We start from the raw sequence: 24,452 nt of genomic DNA, 5'->3' as shown, positions 1-24,452 counted from the left end.
TTCAAGGGCTGAAAATGACATCTGTTGCTCTCGGTATTCCTTCCGTAAGGACCAGACCGATCGCCGAGCGACGCAAATCCCGTCAGATCATGGTGGGTTCCGTCCCGGTGGGCGGGGACGCGCCGGTCTCCGTCCAGTCGATGACCACCACGGTCACCGCCGACGTCAACGCCACGCTCCAGCAGATCGCCGCGCTGACCGCGTCGGGCTGTCAGATCGTCCGGGTGGCCGTGCCCTCCCAGGACGACGCCGAGGCGCTGCCGATCATCGCGAGGAAGTCGCAGATCCCGGTGATCGCCGACATCCACTTCCAGCCGAAGTACGTCTTCGCCGCGATCGAGGCGGGCTGCGCGGCCGTCCGGGTCAACCCGGGCAACATCAAGAAGTTCGATGACAAGGTCGGCGAGATCGCCCGCGCGGCCTCCGACCACGGCGTGCCCATCCGGATCGGCGTCAACGCCGGTTCGCTCGACCCCCGGCTGCTGCAGAAGTACGGCAAGGCGACGCCCGAGGCGCTGGTGGAGTCGGCCCTGTGGGAGTGCTCGCTCTTCGAGGAGCACGGCTTCCGCGACATCAAGATCTCGGTCAAGCACAACGACCCGGTCGTGATGATCCAGGCCTACCGTCTGCTGGCCGCCCAGTGCGACTACCCGCTCCACCTCGGCGTCACCGAGGCGGGCCCGGCCTTCCAGGGCACGATCAAGTCCGCCGTCGCGTTCGGCGCGCTGCTCGCCGAGGGCATCGGCGACACCATCCGCGTGTCGCTGTCGGCCCCGCCGGTGGAGGAGATCAAGGTCGGCATCGGCATCCTGGAGTCGCTGAACCTGCGCGAGCGCGGCCTGGAGATCGTCTCCTGCCCGTCCTGCGGTCGCGCCCAGGTCGACGTCTACACCCTGGCCGAGCAGGTCCAGGCGGGCCTTGAGGGGCTGAAGGTCCCGCTCCGCGTCGCGGTGATGGGGTGCGTCGTCAACGGTCCCGGCGAGGCCCGAGAGGCCGACCTCGGCGTCGCCTCCGGCAACGGCAAGGGCCAGATCTTCGTCAAGGGAGAGGTCATCAAGACCGTCCCCGAGTCCCAGATCGTGGAGACCCTCATCGAGGAGGCCCTGCGTCTGGCGGAGGAGATGGGCGTGGAGGTCGACCTCGACGACGACGCCCCCGGCCCCGAGGTCGTCGTCCGCTAGAACCCGTTCGGGCGCCCGTGCCGGGGCGGGAGCCTCCAGATCCCGTGCCGGGGCCGGGGCCTCCGGATCCCGTGCTGGGGCCGGGGCCTTCAGGCTCTGTGCCCGTTCCGGTTCGCGAGTGCGCCGGGGCGGTGCCGTACGTCTTCGGGCCGCGCGGCGCGCCTCCCGGCCGCCCTCGGAGAGACGCCCGCGGCGGCCGGCCCCCGCCTGCGCGGCGGGGAGGTCGCCCAGGACGGTGCAGCGGGAAAACCTGTCCCGGACGCCTTGCCGGAATCGATTACACAACGCAATCGACTGCCTACAGAGTGGTAAGTATCTGGCTGTTACGCCGGTGGCCGTGCCACCCCCCGGGAGACCATCGCCTCTGCCTATGCGGAGGGGGAGTCTGTGAAAAGGGTCGTCGGGATTGTCGCGGTCGCCGGGATGCTGGCCGTCACCGTCGGGGTTCCACGGGGAGCGGTGGCGCAGGAGCAGGACGAGCTGGTCTGGGGGCCCTGTCCCGACAAGCCCAAGCCCGCGCTCTTCGACGGCGTGCTCACCCCTCCGGCCAGAGCCCGGGAGGGCGAGGTGGAGTGCGCCGACCTGAGGGTGCCGCTCGACTACGCCAACCCCTACCAGACCATCAGCCTGGCCCTGAACCGGATCAAGGGGAAGACCTCGCGGGACCACAACCACCTGGGGGTCCTGCTGGTCAATCCCGGAGGGCCCGGGGCATCCGGCCGTAACCTGGCCAAATACGTCGCCACCCAGCTCCCCGACCACCTGGCCGACCGGTTCGACGTGATCGGCTTCGACCCGCGGGGGGTGGGGGAGAGCGAGCCCGCGCTCCGCTGCGTGGACCCCGCGAAATACTACGCCGCGCCCCGCCCCGACCATGTGCCGCGCAACGAGCGGGAGGAGGCCGTGCTGATCGGCCGGGCCCGGCAGTACGCCACGGCGTGCGAGAACCGGTGGAGCTGGCTGCTGCCCCACATGAGCACCGAGAACTCCGCCAGGGACATGGACGCGATCAGAGAGGCGCTGGGCGAGCCCGAGATCAGCTTCCTGGGCTACTCCTACGGGAGCTACCTCGGCGCGGTGTACGCGACGCTCTTCCCCGACCGGGTCAAGCGGCTCGTCCTGGACAGCGTGGTCGACCCCCGAGGGGTCTGGTACGACGCCAACCTCTCCCAGGGCACCGCCTTCGACCGGCGGCACCAGGACTTCCTGAAGTGGACCGCCCGCCACAACGACGTCTACAGGCTGGGCGGGACCGGCAGAGCGGTCTCCTTCGCCTGGTACGCCATGCGGGAGCGGCTGCGCACCCGGCCGGCAGGCGGGGTGGTCGGTCCGAGCGAGCTGGACGACGTCTACACCGTCGGCGGCTACTCCGACGCGGTCTGGCCGCAGCTCGCCAAGGCGTTCTCCGCCTACGTCAAGAGGGGCGACACCGCCCCCATGCTCGCCGCCTACCGCCGGCACGCGGAGAACGACGCCAAGGCGGAGAACGGTTACGCCGTCTACCTCGGGATACAGTGCCGCGACGCCGCCTGGCCGCGTAACTGGTCCCAGTGGCGGACGGACATGTCGAAGTTGCACGCCAAGGCGCCCTTCCTCGCCTGGCCGAACGCCTGGTACAACGCGCCGTGCGCGTTCTGGCCCGAGAAGGGCGGGCCCCCGGTGAAGATCCAGGACAGCCAGGAGCTGCCGCCGGTCATGCTCGTGCAGTCCGAGCGTGACGCCGCCACGCCCTACCCGGGGGCCCTGCAGATGCGCAGGCTGTTCAGCGGCTCCCGACTGCTGACCGTGCCGGGCGGGAACCACGGTGTCGCGCTCGGCGGCAACCGCTGCGTGGACCGCTACCTGGCGGCCTACCTCAAGGACGGCAGCCTGCCCGGCCCGGCCGAGCGCTCCCCGGCCGGTCCGGACGCCCGCTGCGAGGGGAACCCCGAGCCCGTGCCCGCGGCCCGTATGGCGGCGAGGGCTGATTTGAGTAGGTAGAGATGACTGGCTCTATGTTGGTTCCTGCCAAAATCGAAGGGGTCGCGTAGGCTGAGCGCGTGATGCTGCGCACAACGGCGTCGCGCGTGCTCGACGACAACGATCGTGACGAGGTGCTGGCGCTCCTGGACGCCGATCCTGTCGTCAACGTCTTCGTCGCCTCCAGGGTCCGTGCCGTCGGGCTCAATCCGGCCAGGCTCGGTGGTCAGATGTGGGGGTTCGGGCCGCGCGGCGGCCTGACCTCTCTCTGCTATGCCGGTGCGAACCTGGTCCCGGTGAACGCCGGCACGGACGCCGTGCACGCCTTCGCTGACCGCGCCCGTAAGCAGGGCCGCCGCTGTTCCTCGATCGTCGGTCCCGCGGACGCCGTCGCGCCGCTGTGGGAGCGGCTGGAGCCCTACTGGGGCGCCGCCCGCGCGGTCCGCTGGGCCCAGCCGGTGATGGCGGTCACCACGCCGTCCCCGGTCCCGATCGACCCGCTGGTCAGGCGGGTGCGGCCGGAGGAGTTCGAGATCCTGCTCCCCGCCTGCGTGGCGATGTTCACCGAGGAGGTGGGCGTCTCCCCGGAGGCCGGTGACGGCGGAGCCCTCTACCGGTCCAGGGTCGCCGAGCTGATCCGGATCGGCCGTTCCTACGCGCGCATCGAGCACGGCCGGGTCGTCTTCAAGGCCGAGGTCGGCGCGGTCACGCCGCTGGCCTGCCAGATCCAGGGCGTCTGGGTCCATCCCGACCTGCGCGGCCGGGGACACGCGGCAGCCGGGATGGCCTCGGTGGTCAAGCACGCGCTCGACTGCTTCGCGCCGGTGGTCTCGCTGTACGTCAACGACTACAACGCCCCGGCCCGGGCCGCCTACCGCAAGGCCGGGTTCGAAGAGGTCGGCACCTTCATGTCGGTGCTCTTCTAGAGCACTCCGGAGCCCTCGCGGCGGCGCCGGTTCACAGGCTGCGGACCAGACAGGCCACCAGGCGTTCCAGCTCGGCTCCGGGGTCGGCGGTGAGACCGGCGTGGACCGGGCCGGTCTGCACGATCGTGCTGCGCGGGGCGGTCAGCCAGCGGAACCGGCTGCCGAGCGGTTCCCCGCCCAGCGGTCCCGCGTCGGTGGTGCAGGAGCGCTCGTAGGCGCCGAGCGCGTGCCGTACCCCGTCGACGTCCGCGTGGGCGTCGAGCGCGTGCAACCGGGCCTCGTCCAGCTCCACCCGCGCGCACAGGTAGCCGCGCGGCTGGCAGTAGAGCACCACCCCGGCGTTGATCAGCTCGCCCCGCTCCACGCGGGGGACCACCCGGATGACGGCGTACTCGTAGACGTCTCTCACCGGCTGTCCTTCCAGAACGCGCCCACCGAGCCGGTCTTCCGCTCCTGCCTGGGGGCGACCGAGGGGTCGGGCAGCCATGCGCGGGGCCCCTGCGCGCGAGCCAGCAGGTGCTCGACATACGCCTGCCGTACGGCCTGCGCCCCGTCGAACCCGGGCTCGTCCTCCAGCCACTCGTCGGGGACCTCGTCCACGATCCCGTCGAGGAAATCCCTGGTGATCCTCTCGCTGAGCTCGGCGTCGGCCTCCGCCATCCGGGTGGCGAACGGCGCCAGCACGTGGTCGCCCGCGTCGAAGCCGCGCTGCGGGTCGGCGGCGGGCCAGTTGTGGTGGAACCAGAGGGCGGCGCCGTGGTCGATCAGCCAGATGTCGCCGTGCCAGAGGAGCAGGTTCGGGTTGCGCCAGCTCCGGTCCACGTTGTGGATCAGGGCGTCGAACCAGAGCAGCCGGGAGGCGAGGCCGGGGTCCGGTGGCCAGGCGAGCGGCTCGAAGCCGAGGGCGCCGGGCAGGAAGTCGACCGCCAGGTTGTGGCCCTCGCTGGCCTTGAGCAGGTCCTGGATCTCCTCGTCGGGCTCCCGGGCGCCGAGCTGCGGGTCGACCTCGATCACCTTCAGCTCGGGGGTCCGGAAGCCGAGCCGCCTGGCCAGCTCGGCGGAGATGATCTCCGCGACGAGCACCCGGCGGCCCTGCCCGGCACCGCGGAACTTGACGACGTAGGTGCCGAGGTCGTCCGCCTCGACCACCCCGGGGAGCGACCCGCCCTCCCGCAGGGGCGTCACGTAGCGGGTCGCCGTGATCTCTTCCAGCACTCCGCCAGGCTACCCGGTCGAGCGGTCCCGGACGGCGCGGTGCCGACCGCCGGACCAGGTCCGTGACGCCGCGGCGGGGATCGCGCGCCGTCCCGGGGAGCGGGTCCGGCGACAGAGCGGCCGTCCGGGCCGCGGTCACATCCTGGAGATCACCTCTTCGGCGAAACGCTCGATGGTGGCGACCTTGAGCGCGAGGCCGTCGCCGTGCTCGGCCTTCTCCTGCGGGGTGGCGAGCCACCAGGGGGCGGCCATGGTGCCGGTGACGCCCTTCTCCGCGAAGCGCCGGTATGTCCCGGCGTCGGGCATGACCGCGAGAGGGGCGATGATCTCCAGGGCGTCCTCGGCCCGGCCGTACTCCTTCAGGTAGCGCCGGAGGTCGGCGAGGACCACGTCGAGCCGCTCCTCGGAGTAGACGCGGTTGCCCATCCAGCCGTCACCGAGCCGTGCCGCGCGGCGGAGCGCGGCCTCGCTGTCGCCGCCGACGAAGAACGGCACCGGCCGGGCGGGGACGGGGGAGATCGACAGCGGGCCGTACTCGAAGTGAGCGCCGTGGTGCTCGACCGTGCCGCCCGCCCAGAGCTCGCGCAGCGCGGGGATCATCTCGTCCAGCCTGCGGCCCCGGGTGTGGAAGTCCTGGCCGGTCTGGACGAACTCCTCCTTGCACCAGCCGACGCCGACGCCGAACGTCACCCGGTCCCCGGAGATCACCGCCGCGGTGGAGACCTGCTTGGCGACCGTGAACAGGTCGCGGGCCGGGGCGACGTAGACGTTCGGTGCGAAGCGCAGGGTGGAGGTGACCGCGGCCATCGCGCCGATCGTCACCCATACGTCGGGCCAGTGGGTCTCGGCGTTCCAGCGGGGCGCGCCCGTGCTGGAGTAGGGGTAGGGGGAGTCGAAGTCGGCGTAGAAGATGTGGTCCGACAGGGTGAGCGTGTGGATGCCGCACCGTTGCGACACCTTGGCCAGCTCGACGAACTGGTCGGTCTCGACGAACGACGCTCCAAGCCAGAACTGCACGGATCCTCCCCGGGTTCTCGGATGCGGCGGGCGGGGTCAGTCGGAGAACTCGGGGATGACCTTGGTGGCGAAGAGTTCGAGGTTGCGCTTGACGGTGTCGAGGGGGAGGACCCCCTGCTGTCCCTGCATGAACAGGCCGAACCACTCCAGGTCGGGCATCCGGTCGAGCATGCGCTGGATGCCGCGCTTGACGTCGTCGGGACCGCCCAGCAGGGCCATCTCGACCTCGTTCATGCGCTTGTAGTCGCCCTTCTCCGGGCTGATCGGCTGGTGCCTGTCGTCCTCCTGCTTGCGGAGGACCTCCAGGTAGCCGAACGGGCCGAAGAAGGCGGCGAAGTCCTTCTGCATGCTCGTCCCGTAGGTGGCGATGGCCTCCTCCCGGGTGTCGGCCATACCGATGATCTTGAGGATGCCGGTGTGCTCGCCCAGCTTGTAGTCGCGGCCGCACTTGGCCGACTCCTCCTGGTAGAGCTTGGCCTTGGCGGCGTGCTCGTCCGGGTTCGGGGTGAACATCCACGGCAGGATGTCCTCCTGCGCGGCCCGGATCACCGAGCGGTCGGAGATGGTGAACGGCTGCCACAGCTCCGGATACGGATACTGGTACGGCTTGGGCCCGACCGAGACGGCGTGGATCCTGCCCTGGTCGTCCACCTCGCCGGGCGCGCCGAACTTCTGGGTCCACTCCAGCGCGGGCCAGCCCTCGATGCCGTCGAACGGCGCGGGCACCTCGTAGTCCAGCACGTCGGACTTGTAGCGCAGCGTGTCCTGGGTCCACGCCATCTTCATGATCTTCAGGACCTCGCCGAAGACGTCGAAGTTGCGGGTGTCGCTCTTGGAGCCGTCGGAGCGGGCGGCGGAGGCCTGCCAGCGCTGGCCCAGCACGTTCATCCACCGGTTCTGGTAGCCGCGGGCCACGCCCAGGCGGAGCCGCCCCTTGCTGAACTGGTCGAGCAGGGCCACGTCCTCGGCCGCCCTGATCGGGTCCCAGGCGGGCAGCACGATGCCCAGCGGGGCCAGCAGGATGCGCTCGGTCCTCGCCGCCAGGTCGGTGAGGAACATCAGCGGATTCACCGAGAACTCGAAGCCCTCGGAGTGGAAGTGGTGCTCGGTCATCATCAGCGCGTCGAAGCCGATCTGGTCGGCGTGGATCGCGATCTCGCGCACCTCGTGGAGCAGCGCCTGATAGGACTCGATGTCCCGCCCGATCGGCCGCTTGGCGACCGCGTTCTCCTCGTTGGAGTATCCGGAACCGGGGATCTGCGGGTTGAGGAATATCGAGAACTTCATGCCAGACTCCTTAGCCAGTGCGTGACGACGAGGAGGAACTCCCCGGGGCGTTCCTCGTGCAGCCGGTGGCCGCTGCCCTCCCAGGTGACGGCCTTGGAGTGCGGGTCCTTGAACAGGTCCGCCTCCCACTCGGCCTGGGTCGGGTCGAACCAGAAGGTCAGCACCGGGCAGGCCCGGCGTGACAGGTATCCGTCGGAGTTGGGGCGGACGCCGAGCGCGTCCGGTCCGCCGAACATCGCCTCGAACGCCTGGAGCAGCACGTGCGGGGGTGTGGCGAGGATCCGCCGCCGGTGCCACTCGCGCAGCCACTGCGGGGTCGCCCCGGTGGAGGTCCACTGGTCGTTGCGGAGGGCGGCGGCCACGGGGTCCTCGCGCATCCGCTCGATCAGCGCCGGGAAGGAGGCCGCCACCGCGCCGGTGAAGCCGTACCCCGGGTCGACCGTGACCAGCGCCTTGACCAGCGAGGGGTGTTCCACGGCCAGGTGGGAGACGATCTGGCCCCCCATCGAGTGGCCGATCGCCACGCAGGACTCGACGCCGAGCGCGCCGCAGAGCAGGGCCAGGTCCTCGGCCATCTGCCGGGGGGCGTTGCCGGTCTCCGGCGCGGAGGAGTAGCCGTGTCCGCGCACGTCCACCGCCAGGACCCGGTACCGTTCGGCGAGCGAGGGGATGTGGTGGACCCACTCATGGGAGTCCGATCCCAGGCCGTGGACGAGCAGCAGCGTCGTGTCCCCCGCCCCGTCGTCGGTGTGGAACAGCCGCACGTCGCCTAAGTCCGTGAACGCCATGAGCGCCCTTCCGTGAGGATTGCCCGCCTGGCAAGCTACCCTAGGAATGGTAACCGAGCAATCGCTTGGTTTACCAAGGGGTCGGTGCGGGGAAACCGGAGGCTGTCATGCGGCTGGGTGTCACGATGTTCGCCACCGACCGGTCGATGCCGGTCGCCGAGCTGGCCAGGGCCGCGGAGGAGCGCGGGTTCGCCTCCCTCTACCTGCCCGAGCACACCCACATCCCGGTCTCGCGCCGGACGGCTCCCGCCGCCGGACAGGCCGTGCTCCCCGAGGAGTACAGCCGCACACTCGACCCGCTGGTCGCGCTCGCCCACGCGGCGGCCGTGACCGGCCGGATCACCCTCGGCACCGGCATCATGCTCGCCGCCCAGCGTGAGCCCATCGTGACCGCCAAGGCCGTCGCCACCCTCGACCACCTGTCCGGCGGCCGGGTGGTGCTCGGCGTCGGGTTCGGCTGGAACGTGGAGGAGATCGAGGACCACGGTGTCGCCTACGGCTTCCGCCGCGACGTCGCCCGCGAGCACGTTCTCGCGATGAAGGCGCTGTGGAGCGAGGAGGCAGCCGGCTTCACGGGCCGTCACGTGAGCTTCGAGCCCTCCTGGTCCTGGCCCAAACCGGTGTCCGGACCGCCCGTCTACGTGGGCGGCGCGGCGGGCCCGAAGCTCTTCGCCCACGTCGCCGAGTACGCCGACGGCTGGATGCCGATCGGCGGCAAGGGGGTCAGGGCGGCGCTTCCCGCCCTGCGTGAGGCCTGCGAGAAGGCGGGGCGCGAGATGGCCGAGGTGATCCCGTTCGGGACGCTGCCGAGCGAGGAGAAGCTCGACTACTACGCGGAAATGGGCATCGAGGAGGTCGTGCTCAGCCTCCCCGGCGCCCCCGCCGATCAGGTGCTCGCGGTGCTCGACGGTTACGTGGGTTTTCTGACGTGACGAGGAGATCGTTATAGTCAGGTCCCATGTCGCGTCCGGTTCCGCTCCGGCCGGAGGACCCCCGGCACCTCGGTCGTTACCGGCTGATCAACCGCCTCGGTGCGGGAGGTCAGGGGGTCGTCTTCCTCGCCGAGTCCCCGGAGCGCCCGCGCGTGGCGGTGAAGCTGCTGCACGCGCGGCTGCTGGACGACGAGAGGGTCCGCCGCCGCCTCGTCGGCGAGGTCGAGGCCGTCCGGCGGGTCGCCCCCTTCTGCACGGCCCAGGTGCTCGACGCCGACCTCGACGGTGACCGCCCCTACATCGTGAGCGAGCTCGTCGACGGGGTCTCGCTCCAGGAGCACATCGCGGCCGAGGGACCGCGCGTCGACGGCTCGCTGGACCGGATCGCGGTCGGCACGGCCACCGCGCTGGCCGCCATCCACCGGGCAGGGGTGGTCCATCGCGACTTCAAGCCGGGCAACGTCCTGCTCGGCATGGACGGCCCGCGAGTGATCGACTTCGGCATCTCCCGGATGATGGACGCCACGATCACCACCGGGAAGATCCCCTTCGGAACCCCGGCCTACATGTCCCCCGAGCAGATCAAGGGCGAGTCCGCCGGGCCTCCGGCCGACATGTTCAGCTGGGCGCTCACCGTCGCCTACGCCGCCACCGGCCGCCACGCCTTCTCCGCCGGGTCCTACCACGAGGTGCTGGCCAGGATCCTGTACGGCAGGCCCGACCTGGGCCCGCTGGACGGCCCGCTCCGGGAGATCGTGGTCTCCTGCCTGACCGCCGAGCCTGGGGACCGGCCGGTCGCCGAGGAGGTGTTGCGCCGGCTGTACGGCAACACCGCCGTCTCCCGGCCGGACGGCACGCCGGGGACCGGTCCGCTCCCCGCGCCCGGGTCCTCGACGGCGGAACTCCCGGTGGTCGGCTCCTCGACGGCGGAGCTTCCGGTGACCCGGGACCCGGCGTCCGGCTCCTCGACGGCGGAGCTCCCGGTGGTCGGCTCCTCGACCGGGGAGCTCCCGGTGACCGAGGACTCGACCGTCCAGCCGCGGACGCCGGAGGGCTCGACCGCCGAGCTTCCGGCGGTGAGGGCGCCGCGAGGACGGCGCCGGTGGCTCCTGATCGCGGCGGCCGGGGTGGCGATCACGGCCGCCGCGGCCGGAGGCGCCGCGTTCTGGCTCCGTGACGACTTCTCCTACAGGGGGACCTGGCTCGGTGTCGCCGACCACTCCACCGCCGAGCGGGTCTTCCCGGTGGAGGTCCGTTTCGCGGAGGAGGCGGTGAGCATGAGGTGGGGCGCCGACCTGCACTGCACCGCACGACTCTCCCCGGCGGGCGTCGGCGCCTACCGACTGGAGCAGGTCAGGGGCAGGCAGTGCTATCCGGGCACGGTGGTGTTCTCCCGGCGGGGCTCCGACGGGCTGGCCTTCCGGGTGACGAGATCGGGCGAGACGGAGGCCCGCTATTCGGGCGAGATGGCCCGTTCCTCCTGATTTCCCGCTGACCCGGGCATCACATGAGTGTCACGGTCGGGGAAACAAGCGCTTCGCCACCGTTGACTGCCGGGAATACCTCTTCTTGAGTGGGAAGAGTGGTGGGGAGGGGAGGCTCGCGTGCCGCATGCGCAGCCGCTCAGGACGGGGGACCTCGACAGGCTCGGCGAATACGTGGTCGTCGGCCGCCTGGGGGAGGGCGGTCAGGGGGTGGTCTATCTCGGAGCGCATCCCGCGACCGGCTCCCAGCCCTATGCGATCAAGCTGCTGCACGGCCCGCTCGGGGAGGACGAGGCGGTCTTCCTGCGTGAGGTCGAGCTCGCCAAGCAGGTCGCCCGCTTCTGCACCGCCCAGGTGATCGAGGCCGGACTGGCCGGTGACCGCCCGTTCATCGTCAGCGAATACGTCGACGGCCCGTCACTCCACCGTGAGGTCAGGGCCGGTGGACCCCGCGGGGGAGGCGCGCTGGAGCGCCTGGCCGTCAGCACGGCCACGGCGCTCGCGGCCATTCACCGGGCCGGGATCGTGCACCGCGACTTCAAGCCGCAGAACGTGCTGCTGGGCCCCGACGGGCCGAGGGTCATCGACTTCGGCCTGGCCAGGGCCCTGGACGCGGGAGCCACGCAGAGCGGTCGCGGTGCGGGCACCCCGGCCTACATGGCGCCCGAGCAGGTGGAGGGGGCCGAGATCAGCGCGGCGGCCGACGTCTTCTCCTGGGGCGCCACGGTCTGCTTCGCCGCCAACGCCCAGGCGCCGTTCGGGCAGGACTCGATCGCGGCCGTGCTGCACCGCGTCCTCACCGCCCCACCGGAGCTGGGCCGCCTGGAGGGGCGGCTCGGCGAGCTGGTCGCCGACTGCCTGGAGAAGGACCCCCGCAACCGCCCCACCAGCCGGGAGCTGCTGCTCGCGCTGCTCGGAGACGGCGACGTACGGCCGGCGGAACCGGGATCACCGCCGGCCGCGAGCCCGGCGGTGCCCGAGGTCCGGGCGGATCCGCCCCCGTCGCGATCCTGGCCGGATCCGTCTCCGTCGCTGTCCAGGCAGGGGCGGGCCCCGTCATGGACCTCGACGGGTCCGGCCCTGCCCGGCCTGCCGCCGGCGGCCCCGCCGGCTCCGGCTCCGCCCGGCGGCTTCCCCCCGGCGCCGCGCCTCCGCGGCCTCGGCGGCGCACCCGATGGGTCCGCCGAACCGCGTACCCGGCCGGGCCGGGCGGCCACCAGGGCCTCGGTCGCCGTGTCGGGGGCGCTGCTGGTGAGCGCGGCCGTGCTGGTCGCGGTGCTCGTCCCGGCACTGAGCGGGGGCGACGAGCCGGTCGGTCCGGGCCGGCCGGGAGGGTCGGCGGCGGCGACCGGCGTCCGGGCCGAGCCCACCTCGCAGCCGGCCAGGGCGGCTCCCCCGGCCAGGCACCCGGCGGGCACGGGCGCCAGGAGCGCCGCTCTCCCGTCCCCGGAGCCTTCGGCGCCCCCGGCCGCCGCCGGGGTCGCGGTGCCGGCGCTCGCCGGGCTGGACCGCCCCGAGGCGCTGAACCTGCTCGAAAAGGCCGGCCTGGTCGCCGGAGTCCTCACCTCGGCCGACTCCGACCGCCGGGTCGGGCAGGTGCTCAGCAGCCGGCCGGAGGCGCGGGCCGTGGTCGCCAGGGGGACCAGGGTCGACCTGGAGATCTCCGCGGGGGTCGCGGTGCCGGTGCTGGCCGGTCTCCACAGGAGGCAGGCCGAGGCCGCCCTCGTCCGGGCGGGGCTGGTCCCGGGTGAGATCACCGCGCGATGCTCGGCGGAGCCGGCGGGCCGGGTCCTCGCCAGCGCCCCCGGCGCGGCCGAGCGCGTCTCCTCGGGCAGCGCGGTGGCGCTCGTCGTGTCCAGGCGCGGGGCCGAGGTGCCCTCGGTCGTCGGTCAGCGGGAGGCGGACGCGCGGAGCGCGCTCAGCGAGGCGGGCTTCGCCGTACGGGTGCGTCCCCGGCTCGTCGACGACCCGTCGCGGTCCGGTGTGGTGCTGGCGCAGGGAGGGGTGTCCGGCCCGTGTGCCCGGCCGGGTGCCGTGGTCGTGATCACGGTCGGCGTCGAGGGGCAGAACGGCCCCGGCCCCGGTCCTGACCCCGGCGAGACGGTCCCCATGGACCCGACGGTCACGGACGGCCCCGGCCGTGCCAGGGACGTGGTGCGGGGCTGAGACGTAACGGGCTGGGCCCACGGGAGGCCCCGCCCGTCCTCCGTGAGGACGGGCGGGGCCTTCGCCTCTTCGGCTCCGGCTTCCGCGTCACCTCTGTGCGGGCGCTCGATCCCGGAGAACCGCCGCGCCGCCCGCAGGCAGCCGACGACCCCGGCTGCGTCGGCCCGGACGGAGCCGCCGGGCGCCGCGTCCCGGCTCCGCTCCAGGAGGATCCCAGCCGGGTGCGGTTCAAGCGGTGGCGCCTCCGTCGATGACCAGGTCGTGTCCGACTGTGAAGCCCGCTTCGGGTGACGCGAGCCAGAGCACCGCGGAGGCCGCTTCGGCGAGTGTCCCGATTCTGCCGATCGGCAGCGCCTCCTTCATCCGTTCTGTGCGGGCGTCCTCGCTCTCACCCGGCCGCAGGGACATGGCGGTGTCGATGGGGCCCGGGCTGATCGCATTGATGCGGATGCCCTGTCCGATGCACTCCCTTGCCGCCGCGCGGCTCAGCGCGCTCACGGCCGCCTTCGAGGCCGCGTAGGCGCCGAGGAACGGCAGCCGCATGTGTGCGCCCAGGTTGGAGGCCGTGTTGACGATGACGCCGCCGCCGTTGGCGCGCATGTGTGCGATCTGGTGTTTCATGCTGAGGAAGACGCCGGTCAGGTTCACGGCGATCAGGTGGTCCCAGGCCGCCTCGTCCATGTCGGCGAGTGGTCCGGCCTCGAGAACTCCTGCGTTGTTGAAGGCGATGTGCAGGCCACCGTGACGCTCCACGGTGGTCGTGACGAGCCGGGCGACGTCCTGGGAGGAGGAGACGTCGGCGGTGACGGCGTCGGCCCGGCCTCCTTCGGCCTCGATCAGTTCCACGGTCTTCCGCAGGGAGTCGGCGTTGCGTCCGGCGACCACCACGGTCGCGCCCTCCCGGGCGAAGGCGAGCGCGCCGGCCCTGCCGATGCCGGAACCTCCGCCGCTGATCAGGACTACCTTGCCGGTGAAACGTGCGGTCATTCTGATTTTCCTTCACTTACTCGACGCGGCGCATGCGCGCCGGGAACAGGGCGGTGACGAGCGGAGCGATTCTGGATCGATCGTTCTGTTATGAGGGCATGCGACATCGCCTCCCGTCACAGTGGTCACTCCCTCAGTCCAGTACGGCCAGCGCCTGCGCGGCGGCGTCGCGCAACCTGCCGGGCTCGGGGTGCGCGCGCCCGAGAACGCGTATGCCCTGCAGCAGTACGAGCAGGAAACGGGCCAGTGCGCGCGGGTCCTTGTCGTCCGGGATCTCGCCCTGCGCGCGCGCCCGGGTCAGCGCCGAAGTGAGCGCGGTCTCCAGGACGTCCCAGCCCGCCTCGATCCTGCGGGCCATCTGCGGATCGCGGGACATCACCTCCACGGCGGCGTTGACGACCATGCAGCCGCGTCTGTGCTCGTCGTGCAGGGACTCCTCGACGTATGCCTGGACCAGCGCGCGCACGGCGGGGAGTGCCGGGCCGGGCTGGGACAGCATCTCCACGATGTTGGGGTCCCGTGTCTGCGTATACCTCTCGAACGCCTTCACGTAGAGGTCGTGCTTGCCGCCGAAGGTGGCGTAGATGCTCGCTCGGGCGATGCCCAGGTGCTGGACCAGGTCGGCCATGGAGGTCGCCTCATAGCCCCGCTCCCAGAACAGCTCCAGCGCCTTCTGCAGGGCCGCGTCCGGATCGAACTGCTTCGTTCTCGCCACGCGCCGAATCCTAATTACATCTAGACCGAACGGTCAAATATTGTGGCGACTTCCTCGACGGCATGGCCGTCGGCCTTCTCGTTCGCCCCCCGCGCGGCATCGCCGGCTCCGTCCGCGACCACGCCGCGGCGTTCACCCCGTGCGACGCGGCCTCCGGGTCAGGTGGAGGGTCCGTACAGGGCGGAGGCGGCGGTGAGCAGGTGCTCCCGGACGACCTCCTCCGGCAGGTCGATCGTCTTGACCACGACGCCCTGCAGGGCGCCCAGGAGCGCCCAGGTGCGCACCCGCCGGCCGGGGTCCGCGTCCGGTGAGGCCAGGCGGGTGTAGATCGCGTCCCGGAAGGCGCGGATGACCTCGCCGGGGGAGCCGGGCGGGGCGTCGTCGGCGCCGCTGATGTCCTCCAGGATCAGGCGGACGATGGCTCGGTGCCGGACCGTGAAGGTCACCAGCGCCTCGACGAACGCGTGCTCACCGTCGAAGCCGGTCTCGAACAGGGCCACGATGTCCTCGGCGGCGGGTGCGATCAGCTCGGCGGCCAGCCGGTCCTTCGGATGGAAGTGGTAGGCGACGGCGGTCTTCGTCAGCCCGACGGCCGAGGCGATGTCGGCCAGTGAGGTCGCGGCGTAGCCGCGCTCGGCGAAGAGCTGGCGGGCGGCCTCAAGAATCCGGCTACGCGTGTCGTAGCCGTGCTCAAGTGTGGTCATCGTCTCATTCCCGCACGGTCTAGAGCATTCCGGGTATGTCCGCGCCTACGCTTTCATCGTAGGTTCTGTACGCCCGTACAGTACGGCGTTTCAGGCACATTTCAGACTTAATGGGGCGGTTGCCGATGTCTGGTCTGCTGGGACGGCTGGGAAGCTGGTGCGCGAGGCACGGCAAGATCGTGCTGGCACTGTGGGTGGCCGCCGCCGTGCTGCTGACCGGGGGCTCGATCGCGTTCGCCGGCCCGGTGAGCAACAACGTGACCATACCCGGCACGGACGCGCAGCGGGCCCACGACCTGATGCGCGACGGCTTCGGCCCCGGCTACGACCCCGGGGGCACGGTCCAGATCGTGCTCTACTCCCCGGACGGTCCCCTCACCTTCCAGCGCCGGGTGCGCGCGGTCCACCGGGCGATGGACGAGATCCGCCGGGTCCCGCACGTGGCGGAGGTCCAGTCCCCCTACCGCGTCGGCGGCCTGGCGCCCAGCCTGGAGATCGGCCTCATCACGGTCAGGCTCAAGGGCCACGACAACGGCAAGCTGGCCGAGACCACCCGGATGCTCTCCGAGGCGGCCGCGCCCGTGCGCGCACTCGGCGTGGAGGCGGTGCCCGCCGACGCGTCCACCCCGGCGGACAAGGAGATCAAGACCGGGACCAGCGAGATCATCGGCGTGGTCTGCGCGCTGCTGGTGCTGCTGTTCGCCTTCGGCACGCTGGTGGCCGCGATGATCCCGATCTTCACGGCGCTGGTCAGCATCGCGACCGGCCTGGGGGTGATCAGCCTGCTCGGCCACGTCGTGGACGTCCCCAAGCAGGCCTCCATCATGGCGACGATGATCGGCCTCGGCGTCGGCATCGACTACGCGCTCTTCCTGCTCAGCAGGTACCGCAGGCTGCTGGCCGACGGCCTGCCGACGCACGGAGCGGTGCGCCGGACGGTCGCGAGTTCGGGCGGCGCGGTGGTGTTCGCCGGCGGCACGGTGATCATCGCGCTCAGCGCGCTGCTGCTCGGCGGCTTCCCCATGCTGCAGACGCTCGGCTGGATCACCGGCATCTCGGTCGTCTGCGCGGTGCTCACCTCCGTCACCCTCGTCCCCGCCCTGCTCGGCCTGCTCGGGCACCGGATCAACGCGCTGCGGCTGCCCTTCATGGGCCGGCGCAAGACGGCGGACGAGGCCGCGGGCTGGAGCGCCCTGGGGGCCTGGGTCTCGAAGCGGCCCTGGAGCGTGCTCGCGCTCAGCGTCGCCGTCCTCGCCGCGCTGACCGCGCCCGCCCTCGCGCTCAAGCTCGGCCCGCTGGACGACGGCTACGGTGACAGGGACACCGCCGCCCGCCGCTCCTACGAACTCATGCAGGCCGGATTCGGGCCCGGGATCAACGGGCCGCTGATCGTGGTCGCCTCCCTCGACGAGAGGGTCGTCGACCGCGATCCCGCGCCCGCCGTACTCCGGCTCCTGAAGGAGGAGGCCGGCGCGGTCGAGGGGGTGGCCCACGTCGGCGAGCCCGTGCTGAACGACGGCGGCACCGCCGTGCTGGTCCAGGCCGTCACCGCGTACGCGCCCAGCGATCCGCGGGCGCTGGAGGTGGTCGAGGACATGCGCGCGATCCGGGTCCCCGGGGCGCGGGTGCACGTGGGCGGCGAGGTGGCCGCCATGTCCGACGCGAGTGCCAGGATCGCCGACCGCACCCCGCTGGTCGTCGGCGTCGTGGTGCTGCTCAGCGCGTTGCTGCTGCTCCTGGCGTTCCGGTCGCCGGTGGTCGCGATCAAGGCCGCGCTGATGAACCTGGTCTCGCTCGGCGCCGCGTTCGGCGCGCTCTCGCTGGTCTTCTCCCTCGGGCTGGGCAGCGGGCTGGTCGGCATGGACCCGCCGGTGGGCGCGGACGACTCCTACCTGACCACGCTGTTCTTCACGGTGCCGATCGACAGCTACATCCCGCTGATGCTGTTCGCGGTGCTGTTCGGCCTGTCGATGGACTACGAGGTCTTCCTGCTCACCGCCGTACGGCAGGCGTATCTGAGGCACGGCGACAACCGCAGGGCGGTGGCCGAGGGGTTGGGTGCGACCGGCCGGGTCATCACCTCCGCCGCCCTGATCATGGTCGCCGTGTTCGTCGCCTTCATCGCCTACCCCGATCCCATGGTCAAGATCTTCGGTGTCGGCCTGGCGGTGGCCGTGGCGGTGGACGCCACCGTCATCCGGGGCTTCCTGGTCCCGGCCACCATGGTCCTGCTCGGCAGGTTCAACTGGTGGTGCCCCAGGTGGCTGGACCGGATCCTGCCCAACCTCTCCATCGAGGGGCACGAGGAGGAGGAGGCCTCCGCCGAGGAACCTCGCAAGGAGCTCGTCGTCGCCGGCCACGGCTGACCGTCAGTCGAAGACGATCACGCTGCGGGCCACCGCGCCCTCGCGGACGTGGCGGATCGCCTCGTTGACGTCCTCCAGCGGTACGCGCTCGCTGACCAGGCGGTCGAGGTCGAGACGGCCGCGCAGGTACTGCTCGGCGAGCATGGGCAGGTCGCGGAGCGGCGCGGCGTCGCCGCCCTGGGTGCCCATCAGGCGCCGGGAGGCGAACAGCAGACCGGGCTCGATGGTGAGCGGCCGGCCCTGGGGCGGGCTGCCGACCATCACGGTCGTGCCGCCGGGCTGGGTGGCGGCGAAGGCGTCGCCGAGCACGCTGGGCACGCCGGTGACGTCGAAGGCGTAGTCCACGCCGCCCCGGACGATCTCGCCCACCTGCCGGGGCAGGTCGCTGGAGAGGATGGTGTGGGTGGCGCCGAACTCCCCGGCCAGCTTCAGCTTGGACTCGGTCACGTCGGCGCCGATGATGGTCGTGGCCCCGGCGAGCGCGGCGCCCTGGACCACGTTCAGCCCGACGCCTCCGCAGCCGACCACCAGCACGCTGGAGCCCGGCGTCACCCCGGCCACGTTCAGCACCGCGCCGACCCCGGTGACCACCCCGCAGGCCAGCAGGCACATGGTGTCGAACGGCGCCCTCTTGTCGATCTTCACGCACATCGGCTCGTTGACCACGGCGTACTCGGCGAACGAGCCGATGCCGATCATCGTCCTGGCGTCGGCGCCGTCCACCTTGATCCGGGTGGTGCCGTCGCGCATCGTGCCCATGATCGCGGCCGTCCGGGCCGGTCCGCCGCACAGGTGGAACCGGCCGCCGCCGCAGTTGCGGCAGCGCCCGCAGGCGCCGTTCATCGCGATGATCACATGGTCGCCCGGCCTGACCCCGGTCACGCCCGCGCCCGTGCTCTCCACGATCCCCGCGCTCTCGTGGCCGAGGACGAAGGGGGGCCGCCGCACCACCGGGCTCTTGCCGTCCAGTGCCTTGATGTCCGAGCCGCACACCCCGGACGCCTTGATCCTGACGCGGACCTCACCCGGCCCGGGGTCGGCGATCTCGACCTCGCGGACCTCCAGCGCCGCCCCGAACCCGGTGAGTACGGCCGCGCGCATCAACATCAGTCCGCTCCCGTCGCCGAGGACCCGTGCGCTCCGCACGCTAGCCGGGACCAGGCTCATAAGCAAACATTTGCTTGGTTTCCGGAGGCGCCGCAACTGTCGGGCGGTGCTCCATTGACACTCCGGAAGTGCCAAATCTACGCTGACGAAACCAAGCGAGCGCTAGGCCAAATTGCGGGCCGGGCGCGAGCCGCGCGGCACGGCAGGGAGTGATCCATGAGACGGCAGGCAGTGCGACTCATCGGCCTGGTGACCGCGGCGGCGCTCGTCGCCGGCTGCGCGGCCGCACAGAAGAACGGCGCGGGCGCCCCCGGCGAGGCGGCGGGGGCCGCCGGGGTGACCGACACGACGGTCACGGTGGGCGGCGTGCTCACCAAGACCAGCGCGAGCGGCTACTCGACCAAGGACGCCGAGATCGGGGCCAGGGCCCGGTTCCAGCGGGCGAACGAGGCGGGCGGCGTGCACGGCCGCAGGATCGAGTTCGCCGGGGCGGAGGACGACAACCAGGACGCCGCCAAGGGGGACGCGGCGGCCAAGAAACTCGTCCAGAGGGACAAGGTGTTCGCGCTGGTGCCGGTGCACGCGCCCAACTTCGGCGGCGCGACCTTCCTGGAGCAGCAGGGCGTGCCGTGGTTCGGCTGGGCGACGGGCCCGCAGTGGTGCGGCACGGAGACCGGCTTCGGCTACAACGGCTGCCTCGCCCCCAAGCCGGGCGCGGGCTCCCAGACCTGGTGGGGCAACCAGATGGCCGAGCTGATCGGCGGGTCCGCGGGCAAGAGCGTCTACGTCCAGACGACCGACTCCAGCGGCAGCAAGTACGGAGGCAAGACCATCTCCCAGTCCTTCCAGGCGGCGGGCTTCACGCTGGCGGGCCTCAACTCCGGGCTGCCCGCCGCCGCCCCGCCGCCGGACTGGCTGCCCTACGTCAACAAGATCATGACCTCGGACGGCGGCGAGGCCCCGGACCTGGTGGTCTCGATCATCGCCGGCACCAAGTTCAACACCGGTCTGTACGCCGCGCTGAAGAAGGCCGGGTACAAGGGGCTGCTGTCCGACGCGACCAGCTACGACGCGGCCATCCTCAAGGACCCGGCCACCGCCCAGGCACTCGAAGGTGTGATCGCGGCCCCCATGTTCGAGCCCTTCGAGTCCCAGGCGCCGGAGATCGCCCAGCTCAAGGCGGACGTGGAGAAGGCGGCGCCGGGCACCGCGCTGACCCAGCACCTGGCCATCGGCTACTGGGCCGCGGACATCTTCCTCAAGGTGCTGGAGCAGACCGGCAGGGACCTGACCAGGGAGAGGTTCCTGGCCACCGCCAACGGCTCGTTCACCTACGAGAACGCCGGATTCGGCAGGATCCGGTACCCCAAGGACCACACCGAACCCAACGGCTGCGGCGCCCTGGTCAAGCTTGAGGGCGGTGCGTTCAAGGTCGCCAAGAACATGAAGTGCTTCGACAACGTCCCGCTGAAATAGCGGCCGGAACTTGCCGCTCGCGAGTCTGGCGGGCCACGTGAGCGGCGGGACAGGGGCGGCCGGGATGTCCGCGAGGACATCCCGGCGCCCAGGTCGGCTCCCGCGGGAGGAGGACGGGAACGCGGGCCCTCGCCGCGTGAAGGCAGAGAACAGGCGCGAACTCTTGGGGTGAAGGCCCTTTATGTCGGAGCTCTTCGGTTACATCGTCAGCGGCCTCGTCACCGGCGCCGTATTCGCGGTCATGGCCTCCGGGCTGACCCTGTCCTATTCGGCCACGGGCGTGTTCAACTTCGCCCACGGCGCCGTCGGCTTCCTGGCCGCGCTGCTGTTCTTCGAACTCAACGCCGGGCTGGGACTGCCCGCCTGGACGGCCGGGCTGGTCGCGGTGGGACTCTTCTCGCCGCTGCTCGGATACGTGCTGCACAGGGCCATGTTCCGCGGCCTGGCGCAGGCGGGGGAGACCGCGCAGATCGTCGGGACCATCGGCCTGACCATCGCGCTGCCCGCGCTCGGGCTCTGGATCGTGGACCTGGTCGCCGAGCCGTTCGGGCTGCCGCGCGCCGACGCCACCTCCCTGCCGCACGGCCTCGGCCCCTACCCGGCGGTCATCTTCACCTTCGGCGGCGTCCACCTCGACTCCGACCAGCTCATCACCTTCGCCTTCGCGGCACTGGCCGCCGCCGGGCTGTGGGCCTTCATGCGGCACACGCCGTACGGCCTGCGGATGCGCGCCTCGGTGGACCGCCGCAGGCTGGCCACCCTGCGAGGGATCGACGCCGACGCCTCCTCGGCCATGGCCTGGACGCTCGGCTCGGCGCTCGCCGGGCTCGCCGGGGTACTGGCGGTCTCCACCCTGGGCCTGGACTCCACGGCGTTCACCGTGATGCTGTTCGTCTCGGCGACGGCCGCGGTGTTCGGCCGGCTGCGGTCGATCCCGTGGACGTTCGCGGCCGGCCTCGGCCTCGGCGTGGTGCAGAACCTGGTGGCCGGATACGCCGACTTCGCCGAGGACGTCACCGGGCTGCGCACCGCCGTTCCGGTGATCCTGCTGTTCGTGGGGCTGATCCTGCTCAACCGGTCCAAGGAGCGGGTCGCCGGGTCCGCCGCCGAGGACGCGCCGCCGCCCGACCACCTGGCCGGCCTGCCGATGTGGCGGCGGCGCCTGCCGTGGGCGCTCGGCCTGACGGCCCTCCTCGCGTGGACCCTCACCCGGTCTGCCGACGACTTCTACGTGAGCGTGGTGGCCCAGGGGCTGGTCCTCGCGCTGATCTTCTGCTCGTTCGTGGTCGTCACCGGCATCGGCGGCATGGTCAACCTCGCGCAGGCGTCCTTCGCCTCGATGGCTGCCCTCACCTGCGGCTGGGCGCTCTCCTCCGGGCTGCCGCTGCCGGTGGCGATCCTGCTCGGCGTCCTGGGGGCGACCGCGGTGGGTGTGCTCGTCGCACTGCCCGCGCTGCGGCTGGGCGGGCGCATCCTGACCCTGGCGACACTCGCCCTCGCCCTCCTCGCCGACCAGGTGCTGTTCCAGATCGACGCGTTCAGCAACGGCACGATCGGCTGGCCGCTGCCCGCGATCGGCCTGGGCTTCACCGACACCACCGATCCCCGGGTCCGGGTCGTGCTGCTGCTGGCCCTGATCGGGCTGGTCGGCCTGCTGGTGCGCAACCTGGAACGCTCGGCCTCCGGCCGGGCCGTCCTGGCCGTCCGCTCGGCCCCCGCCGCCGCGACCACCTCGGGCATCTCGGCCCCCCGCACCAAGATCATGCTGTTCGCGCTGGCGTCCGGGATCGCCGGGCTGGGCGGCGTGCTGTTCGCGACCTTCAAGGGCTCGATCACCGCCACCGACCTGCCCGCCTTCGCCGGCTTCGTCTGGCTGGCCGTGGTGGTCCTGCAGGGCGTCCGGCGGATCGGCGGCGCCGTGCTCGGCGGGCTGATCGCCGCGGTCTTCCCCGAACTGCTGGCCGGATGGCACATCTCCGCCCACGCCGGCGCCATCCTGTTCGGCCTCGGCGGCATGATCCTGGCCCGGCACCCCGACGGCGTGCTCGCCCAGATGGCCGAGAGCCGCTACCGACGGCGCGTGGGCAGGCAGCGGCGCGAGGGGGCGGCCGCCATCCAGCGCGAGGCCTCGGCAGTGGCCGCGCCCATGACGGCCGCCGCCGCGGCCCCCGGCCCGGAGGAGGGCCGGCCCGCGCCGGACGCGCTGTTCCGGCTGGAGAACGTGGTGGCGGGGTACGGCGACGTCACGGTGCTGCGGGGCGTGGACCTGACGGTCCGGCCGGGCGAGGTGGTGGCGCTGCTCGGCGCGAACGGCGCGGGCAAGTCGACGACCTGCGCGGTGGCCGCCGGGGACCTGCCGGTGACGGCCGGCCGGGTGATCCTGGACGGGGTGGACGTCACCTCCTGGCCCGCGCACCGCCGCGCCGGGGCCGGCGTGCTGCTCGCCCCGGAGGGACGCGGGGTGTTCCCGGGGCTGAGCGTGGACGAGAACCTGCGCACCTGGCTCGCCGACCCCGGCCCCGTCTACGAACGGATGCCCCAGCTCGCCCGCCGCAGGGGCGTCGCGGCCGGTGCGCTGTCGGGCGGCGAGCAGCAGCTGCTCACGCTCGCTCCGGCACTGGTCAGGCCGCCCCGGGTGCTGATCGCCGACGAGCCGTCGCTCGGGCTGGCGCCGCTCGTCGCGGAGCAGGTGTTCGAGGTCTTCGCCGAGCTCCGGGCGCGCGGTGTCGCGCTGCTCCTGGTGGAGGAGAAGGCCACCTCGGCCCTGCGACTCGCCGACACGGTCGTGTTCATGCGCCTGGGCCGGGTCACGTGGACCGGTCCCCGCGCCCAGGTGGACGGCGCCCGGCTCGCCGCCGCCTACCTGGGGGTCTCGTGAGGAGTGACTGGGGGTCTCGTGAGGAGTGAGAGGGAGGGGCGAGCGATGAGCGCAGCGCTGGCCGTCGAGGCCGTGTCGGTGTCCTTCGGGGGCGTCCACGCGCTCACCGACGTCTCCTTCGAGGTGCCGGAAGGCCAGGTCTGCGGGGTGATCGGGCCCAACGGCGCGGGCAAGACCACGCTGTTCGACGTGATCTCCGGACTCCGCCGGCCGACCTCGGGCTCCGTCTCGGTGGCGGGCCGCGACACCACGGGCGTCCCGGCGGTACGGCGGGCACGCGACGGGCTACGCCGTACCTTCCAGCGCACCCAGGTGTTCGGGCGGCTGACCGTGGCCGACAACGTGCTGGCCGCGATCGAGTGGCGGGGCGGGGGCGGGGGCCTGCCGGCGGATCTGGCCGGTGGACGGGCCCGCCGGAGACTGGAGCGGGAACGCCGGGAACGCGTGGACGAGGTGCTCGCGCTGTGCGGGCTGACCGAGCTGCGCGAGGCCTACGCGGCGGCCCTCCCCGTCGGCCGGCGACGTCTCGTCGAGCTGGCCCGCGCCCTCGCCGACCACCCCTCGCTGCTCCTGCTCGACGAGCCGACCTCCGGCCTCGACGCCGACCAGGCCGCCCGCATGGAGGAGATCATCAGGGCGCTGGACACCACGGTCCTGCTGGTCGAACACGACATGGGCTTCGTCATGAACGTCTGCGACCGCCTCGTCGTCCTCGACCTCGGCAAGGTCATCGCCTCGGGCACCCCCGCCGAGATCGGCGACGACCCCATGGTGCGCGCCGCCTACCTCGGCGGTCTGTGAGGACAGAGGCGGGCGACTCCGGATCCCTGCCAATTTTACCGGAAAGCAGCGGATATATGGCGCTGGCGGCTATTTCACACCAGTCTGCCGCTATGCCATTTCTGTGGATGCAACCGGCGGATTGATAACGTTCCATGGTGAGTCACTGCGAGACATGCCACGATGGGTCGATATAGTATTTCCACAGTTCAGGGCGCACGTCATTCCCCCGAAAAGGCCGGAAGTCTCCCTTTTTGGCCATTCAAACCATGCACATCTATTGGGGATTTCATGCGACGTCTCTTGTGCCTGACCACCACCGGTCTCTTCCTTCTCGGCGGCACCGCTTCCGCTGCCGTCCAGTCACAGCCTTCCGCGTCTGATCTGTCCATGGTCAAGCCGATTCCACCCCAGGCTCAGGCGGACCCGCCGTGGGACCGGGTGGGCCCGCCGAGGCCCATCCCGCCGTGGATCAACTCGGGTC

The 24,452-nt window shown here is 71.8% G+C and carries 19 protein-coding genes; 10 read left to right on the top strand and 9 right to left on the bottom strand.

All coding sequences use genetic code 11. The annotated features are described in order from the left end of the window. Positions 1-14: 14 nt before the first annotated feature. The 3 genes from ispG to CA984_RS06925 all read left to right on the top strand — a co-directional run bounded on the left by ispG (position 15) and on the right by CA984_RS06925 (position 4,066). Positions 15-1,181 (top strand): flavodoxin-dependent (E)-4-hydroxy-3-methylbut-2-enyl-diphosphate synthase, encoded by a 1,167-nt coding sequence (gene ispG, locus CA984_RS06935; protein WP_086569423.1) that lies wholly within the window; start codon positions 15-17, stop codon positions 1,179-1,181. Positions 1,182-1,568: 387 nt separating this feature from the next. Further along, positions 1,569-3,161, top strand: coding sequence for an alpha/beta hydrolase (locus tag CA984_RS06930; RefSeq protein WP_086569421.1), 1,593 nt, complete (start codon positions 1,569-1,571; stop codon positions 3,159-3,161). A gap of 62 nt (positions 3,162-3,223) precedes the next feature. Beyond that, on the top strand, positions 3,224-4,066 hold the full coding sequence (locus CA984_RS06925; RefSeq protein WP_086569419.1) for a GNAT family N-acetyltransferase: 843 nt from the start codon (positions 3,224-3,226) through the stop codon (positions 4,064-4,066). A gap of 31 nt (positions 4,067-4,097) precedes the next feature. Here CA984_RS06925 and CA984_RS06920 read toward each other — a convergent pair whose 3' ends face one another. From CA984_RS06920 to CA984_RS06900, 5 genes are all read right to left on the bottom strand, one after another. Beyond that, entirely contained in the window at positions 4,098-4,475 is a 378-nt protein-coding gene (locus tag CA984_RS06920; protein ID WP_086569417.1) for a DUF3037 domain-containing protein, read from the bottom strand. Then, positions 4,472-5,281, bottom strand: coding sequence for a HipA family kinase (locus CA984_RS06915; RefSeq protein ID WP_086569415.1), 810 nt, complete (start codon positions 5,279-5,281; stop codon positions 4,472-4,474). The genes CA984_RS06920 and CA984_RS06915 overlap by 4 nt, the downstream gene beginning before the upstream one ends. Before the next feature lie 135 nt (positions 5,282-5,416). After that, complete coding sequence (locus CA984_RS06910) at positions 5,417-6,298, bottom strand: TIGR03619 family F420-dependent LLM class oxidoreductase (RefSeq protein WP_031165468.1); 882 nt, start codon at positions 6,296-6,298, stop codon at positions 5,417-5,419. A 36-nt stretch (positions 6,299-6,334) separates the two neighbouring features. Beyond that, complete coding sequence (locus tag CA984_RS06905; RefSeq protein WP_086569413.1) at positions 6,335-7,585, bottom strand: LLM class flavin-dependent oxidoreductase; 1,251 nt, start codon at positions 7,583-7,585, stop codon at positions 6,335-6,337. Continuing rightward, on the bottom strand, positions 7,582-8,373 hold the full coding sequence (locus CA984_RS06900; RefSeq protein WP_086569411.1) for an alpha/beta fold hydrolase: 792 nt from the start codon (positions 8,371-8,373) through the stop codon (positions 7,582-7,584). The genes CA984_RS06905 and CA984_RS06900 overlap by 4 nt, the downstream gene beginning before the upstream one ends. 107 nt (positions 8,374-8,480) lie before the next feature. Here CA984_RS06900 and CA984_RS06895 point away from each other — a divergent pair, with 107 nt between their 5' ends. The 3 genes from CA984_RS06895 (at position 8,481) to CA984_RS06885 (ending at position 12,955) form a co-directional block, all read left to right on the top strand. Next, positions 8,481-9,305 (top strand): TIGR03619 family F420-dependent LLM class oxidoreductase, encoded by an 825-nt coding sequence (locus CA984_RS06895; RefSeq protein WP_086569409.1) that lies wholly within the window; start codon positions 8,481-8,483, stop codon positions 9,303-9,305. A gap of 26 nt (positions 9,306-9,331) precedes the next feature. After that, the gene (locus tag CA984_RS06890) at positions 9,332-10,789 is read left to right on the top strand and encodes a serine/threonine-protein kinase (RefSeq protein ID WP_086569407.1); all 1,458 of its coding nucleotides are present in this window, start codon (positions 9,332-9,334) and stop codon (positions 10,787-10,789) included. Between the two features lie 120 nt (positions 10,790-10,909). Continuing rightward, entirely contained in the window at positions 10,910-12,955 is a 2,046-nt protein-coding gene (locus CA984_RS06885; protein WP_086569405.1) for a serine/threonine-protein kinase, read from the top strand. A gap of 228 nt (positions 12,956-13,183) precedes the next feature. Here CA984_RS06885 and CA984_RS06880 read toward each other — a convergent pair whose 3' ends face one another. The 3 genes from CA984_RS06880 to CA984_RS06870 form a co-directional block, all read right to left on the bottom strand. Further along, positions 13,184-13,942 carry an SDR family NAD(P)-dependent oxidoreductase gene (locus tag CA984_RS06880; RefSeq protein WP_086569403.1) on the bottom strand — a complete coding sequence of 253 codons (759 nt, stop codon included), beginning with the start codon at positions 13,940-13,942 and terminating at the stop codon, positions 13,184-13,186. Between the two features lie 133 nt (positions 13,943-14,075). After that, positions 14,076-14,657 carry a TetR/AcrR family transcriptional regulator gene (locus CA984_RS06875; RefSeq protein ID WP_086569401.1) on the bottom strand — a complete coding sequence of 194 codons (582 nt, stop codon included), beginning with the start codon at positions 14,655-14,657 and terminating at the stop codon, positions 14,076-14,078. A 158-nt stretch (positions 14,658-14,815) separates the two neighbouring features. Then, on the bottom strand, positions 14,816-15,361 hold the full coding sequence (locus tag CA984_RS06870) for a TetR/AcrR family transcriptional regulator (RefSeq protein WP_086569398.1): 546 nt from the start codon (positions 15,359-15,361) through the stop codon (positions 14,816-14,818). Between the two features lie 125 nt (positions 15,362-15,486). Here CA984_RS06870 and CA984_RS06865 point away from each other — a divergent pair, with 125 nt between their 5' ends. Beyond that, entirely contained in the window at positions 15,487-17,727 is a 2,241-nt protein-coding gene (locus tag CA984_RS06865) for an MMPL family transporter (protein WP_242675791.1), read from the top strand. Between the two features lie 3 nt (positions 17,728-17,730). Here the strand turns inward: CA984_RS06865 and CA984_RS06860 are convergent, their stop codons facing one another. Then, positions 17,731-18,834: an alcohol dehydrogenase catalytic domain-containing protein gene (locus CA984_RS06860; RefSeq protein ID WP_086569394.1), complete on the bottom strand. Its 1,104-nt coding sequence runs from the start codon at positions 18,832-18,834 to the stop codon at positions 17,731-17,733. A gap of 216 nt (positions 18,835-19,050) precedes the next feature. Here CA984_RS06860 and CA984_RS06855 point away from each other — a divergent pair, with 216 nt between their 5' ends. The 3 genes from CA984_RS06855 to CA984_RS06845 all read left to right on the top strand — a co-directional run bounded on the left by CA984_RS06855 (position 19,051) and on the right by CA984_RS06845 (position 23,989). Beyond that, positions 19,051-20,310 (top strand): ABC transporter substrate-binding protein, encoded by a 1,260-nt coding sequence (locus CA984_RS06855; protein ID WP_086569391.1) that lies wholly within the window; start codon positions 19,051-19,053, stop codon positions 20,308-20,310. Positions 20,311-20,491: 181 nt separating this feature from the next. After that, positions 20,492-23,188: an ABC transporter permease subunit gene (locus CA984_RS06850; protein WP_086569389.1), complete on the top strand. Its 2,697-nt coding sequence runs from the start codon at positions 20,492-20,494 to the stop codon at positions 23,186-23,188. Between the two features lie 45 nt (positions 23,189-23,233). Next, positions 23,234-23,989, top strand: coding sequence for an ABC transporter ATP-binding protein (locus CA984_RS06845; protein WP_086569387.1), 756 nt, complete (start codon positions 23,234-23,236; stop codon positions 23,987-23,989). Positions 23,990-24,452 lie beyond the last annotated feature (463 nt).

Source organism: Streptosporangium minutum, assembly GCF_002149035.1.
Lineage (GTDB): Bacteria > Actinomycetota > Actinomycetes > Streptosporangiales > Streptosporangiaceae > Streptosporangium > Streptosporangium minutum.
The sequence above is the reverse complement of the archived record's forward strand: the minus strand, read 5'-3'. Positions and strand labels throughout refer to the sequence as shown.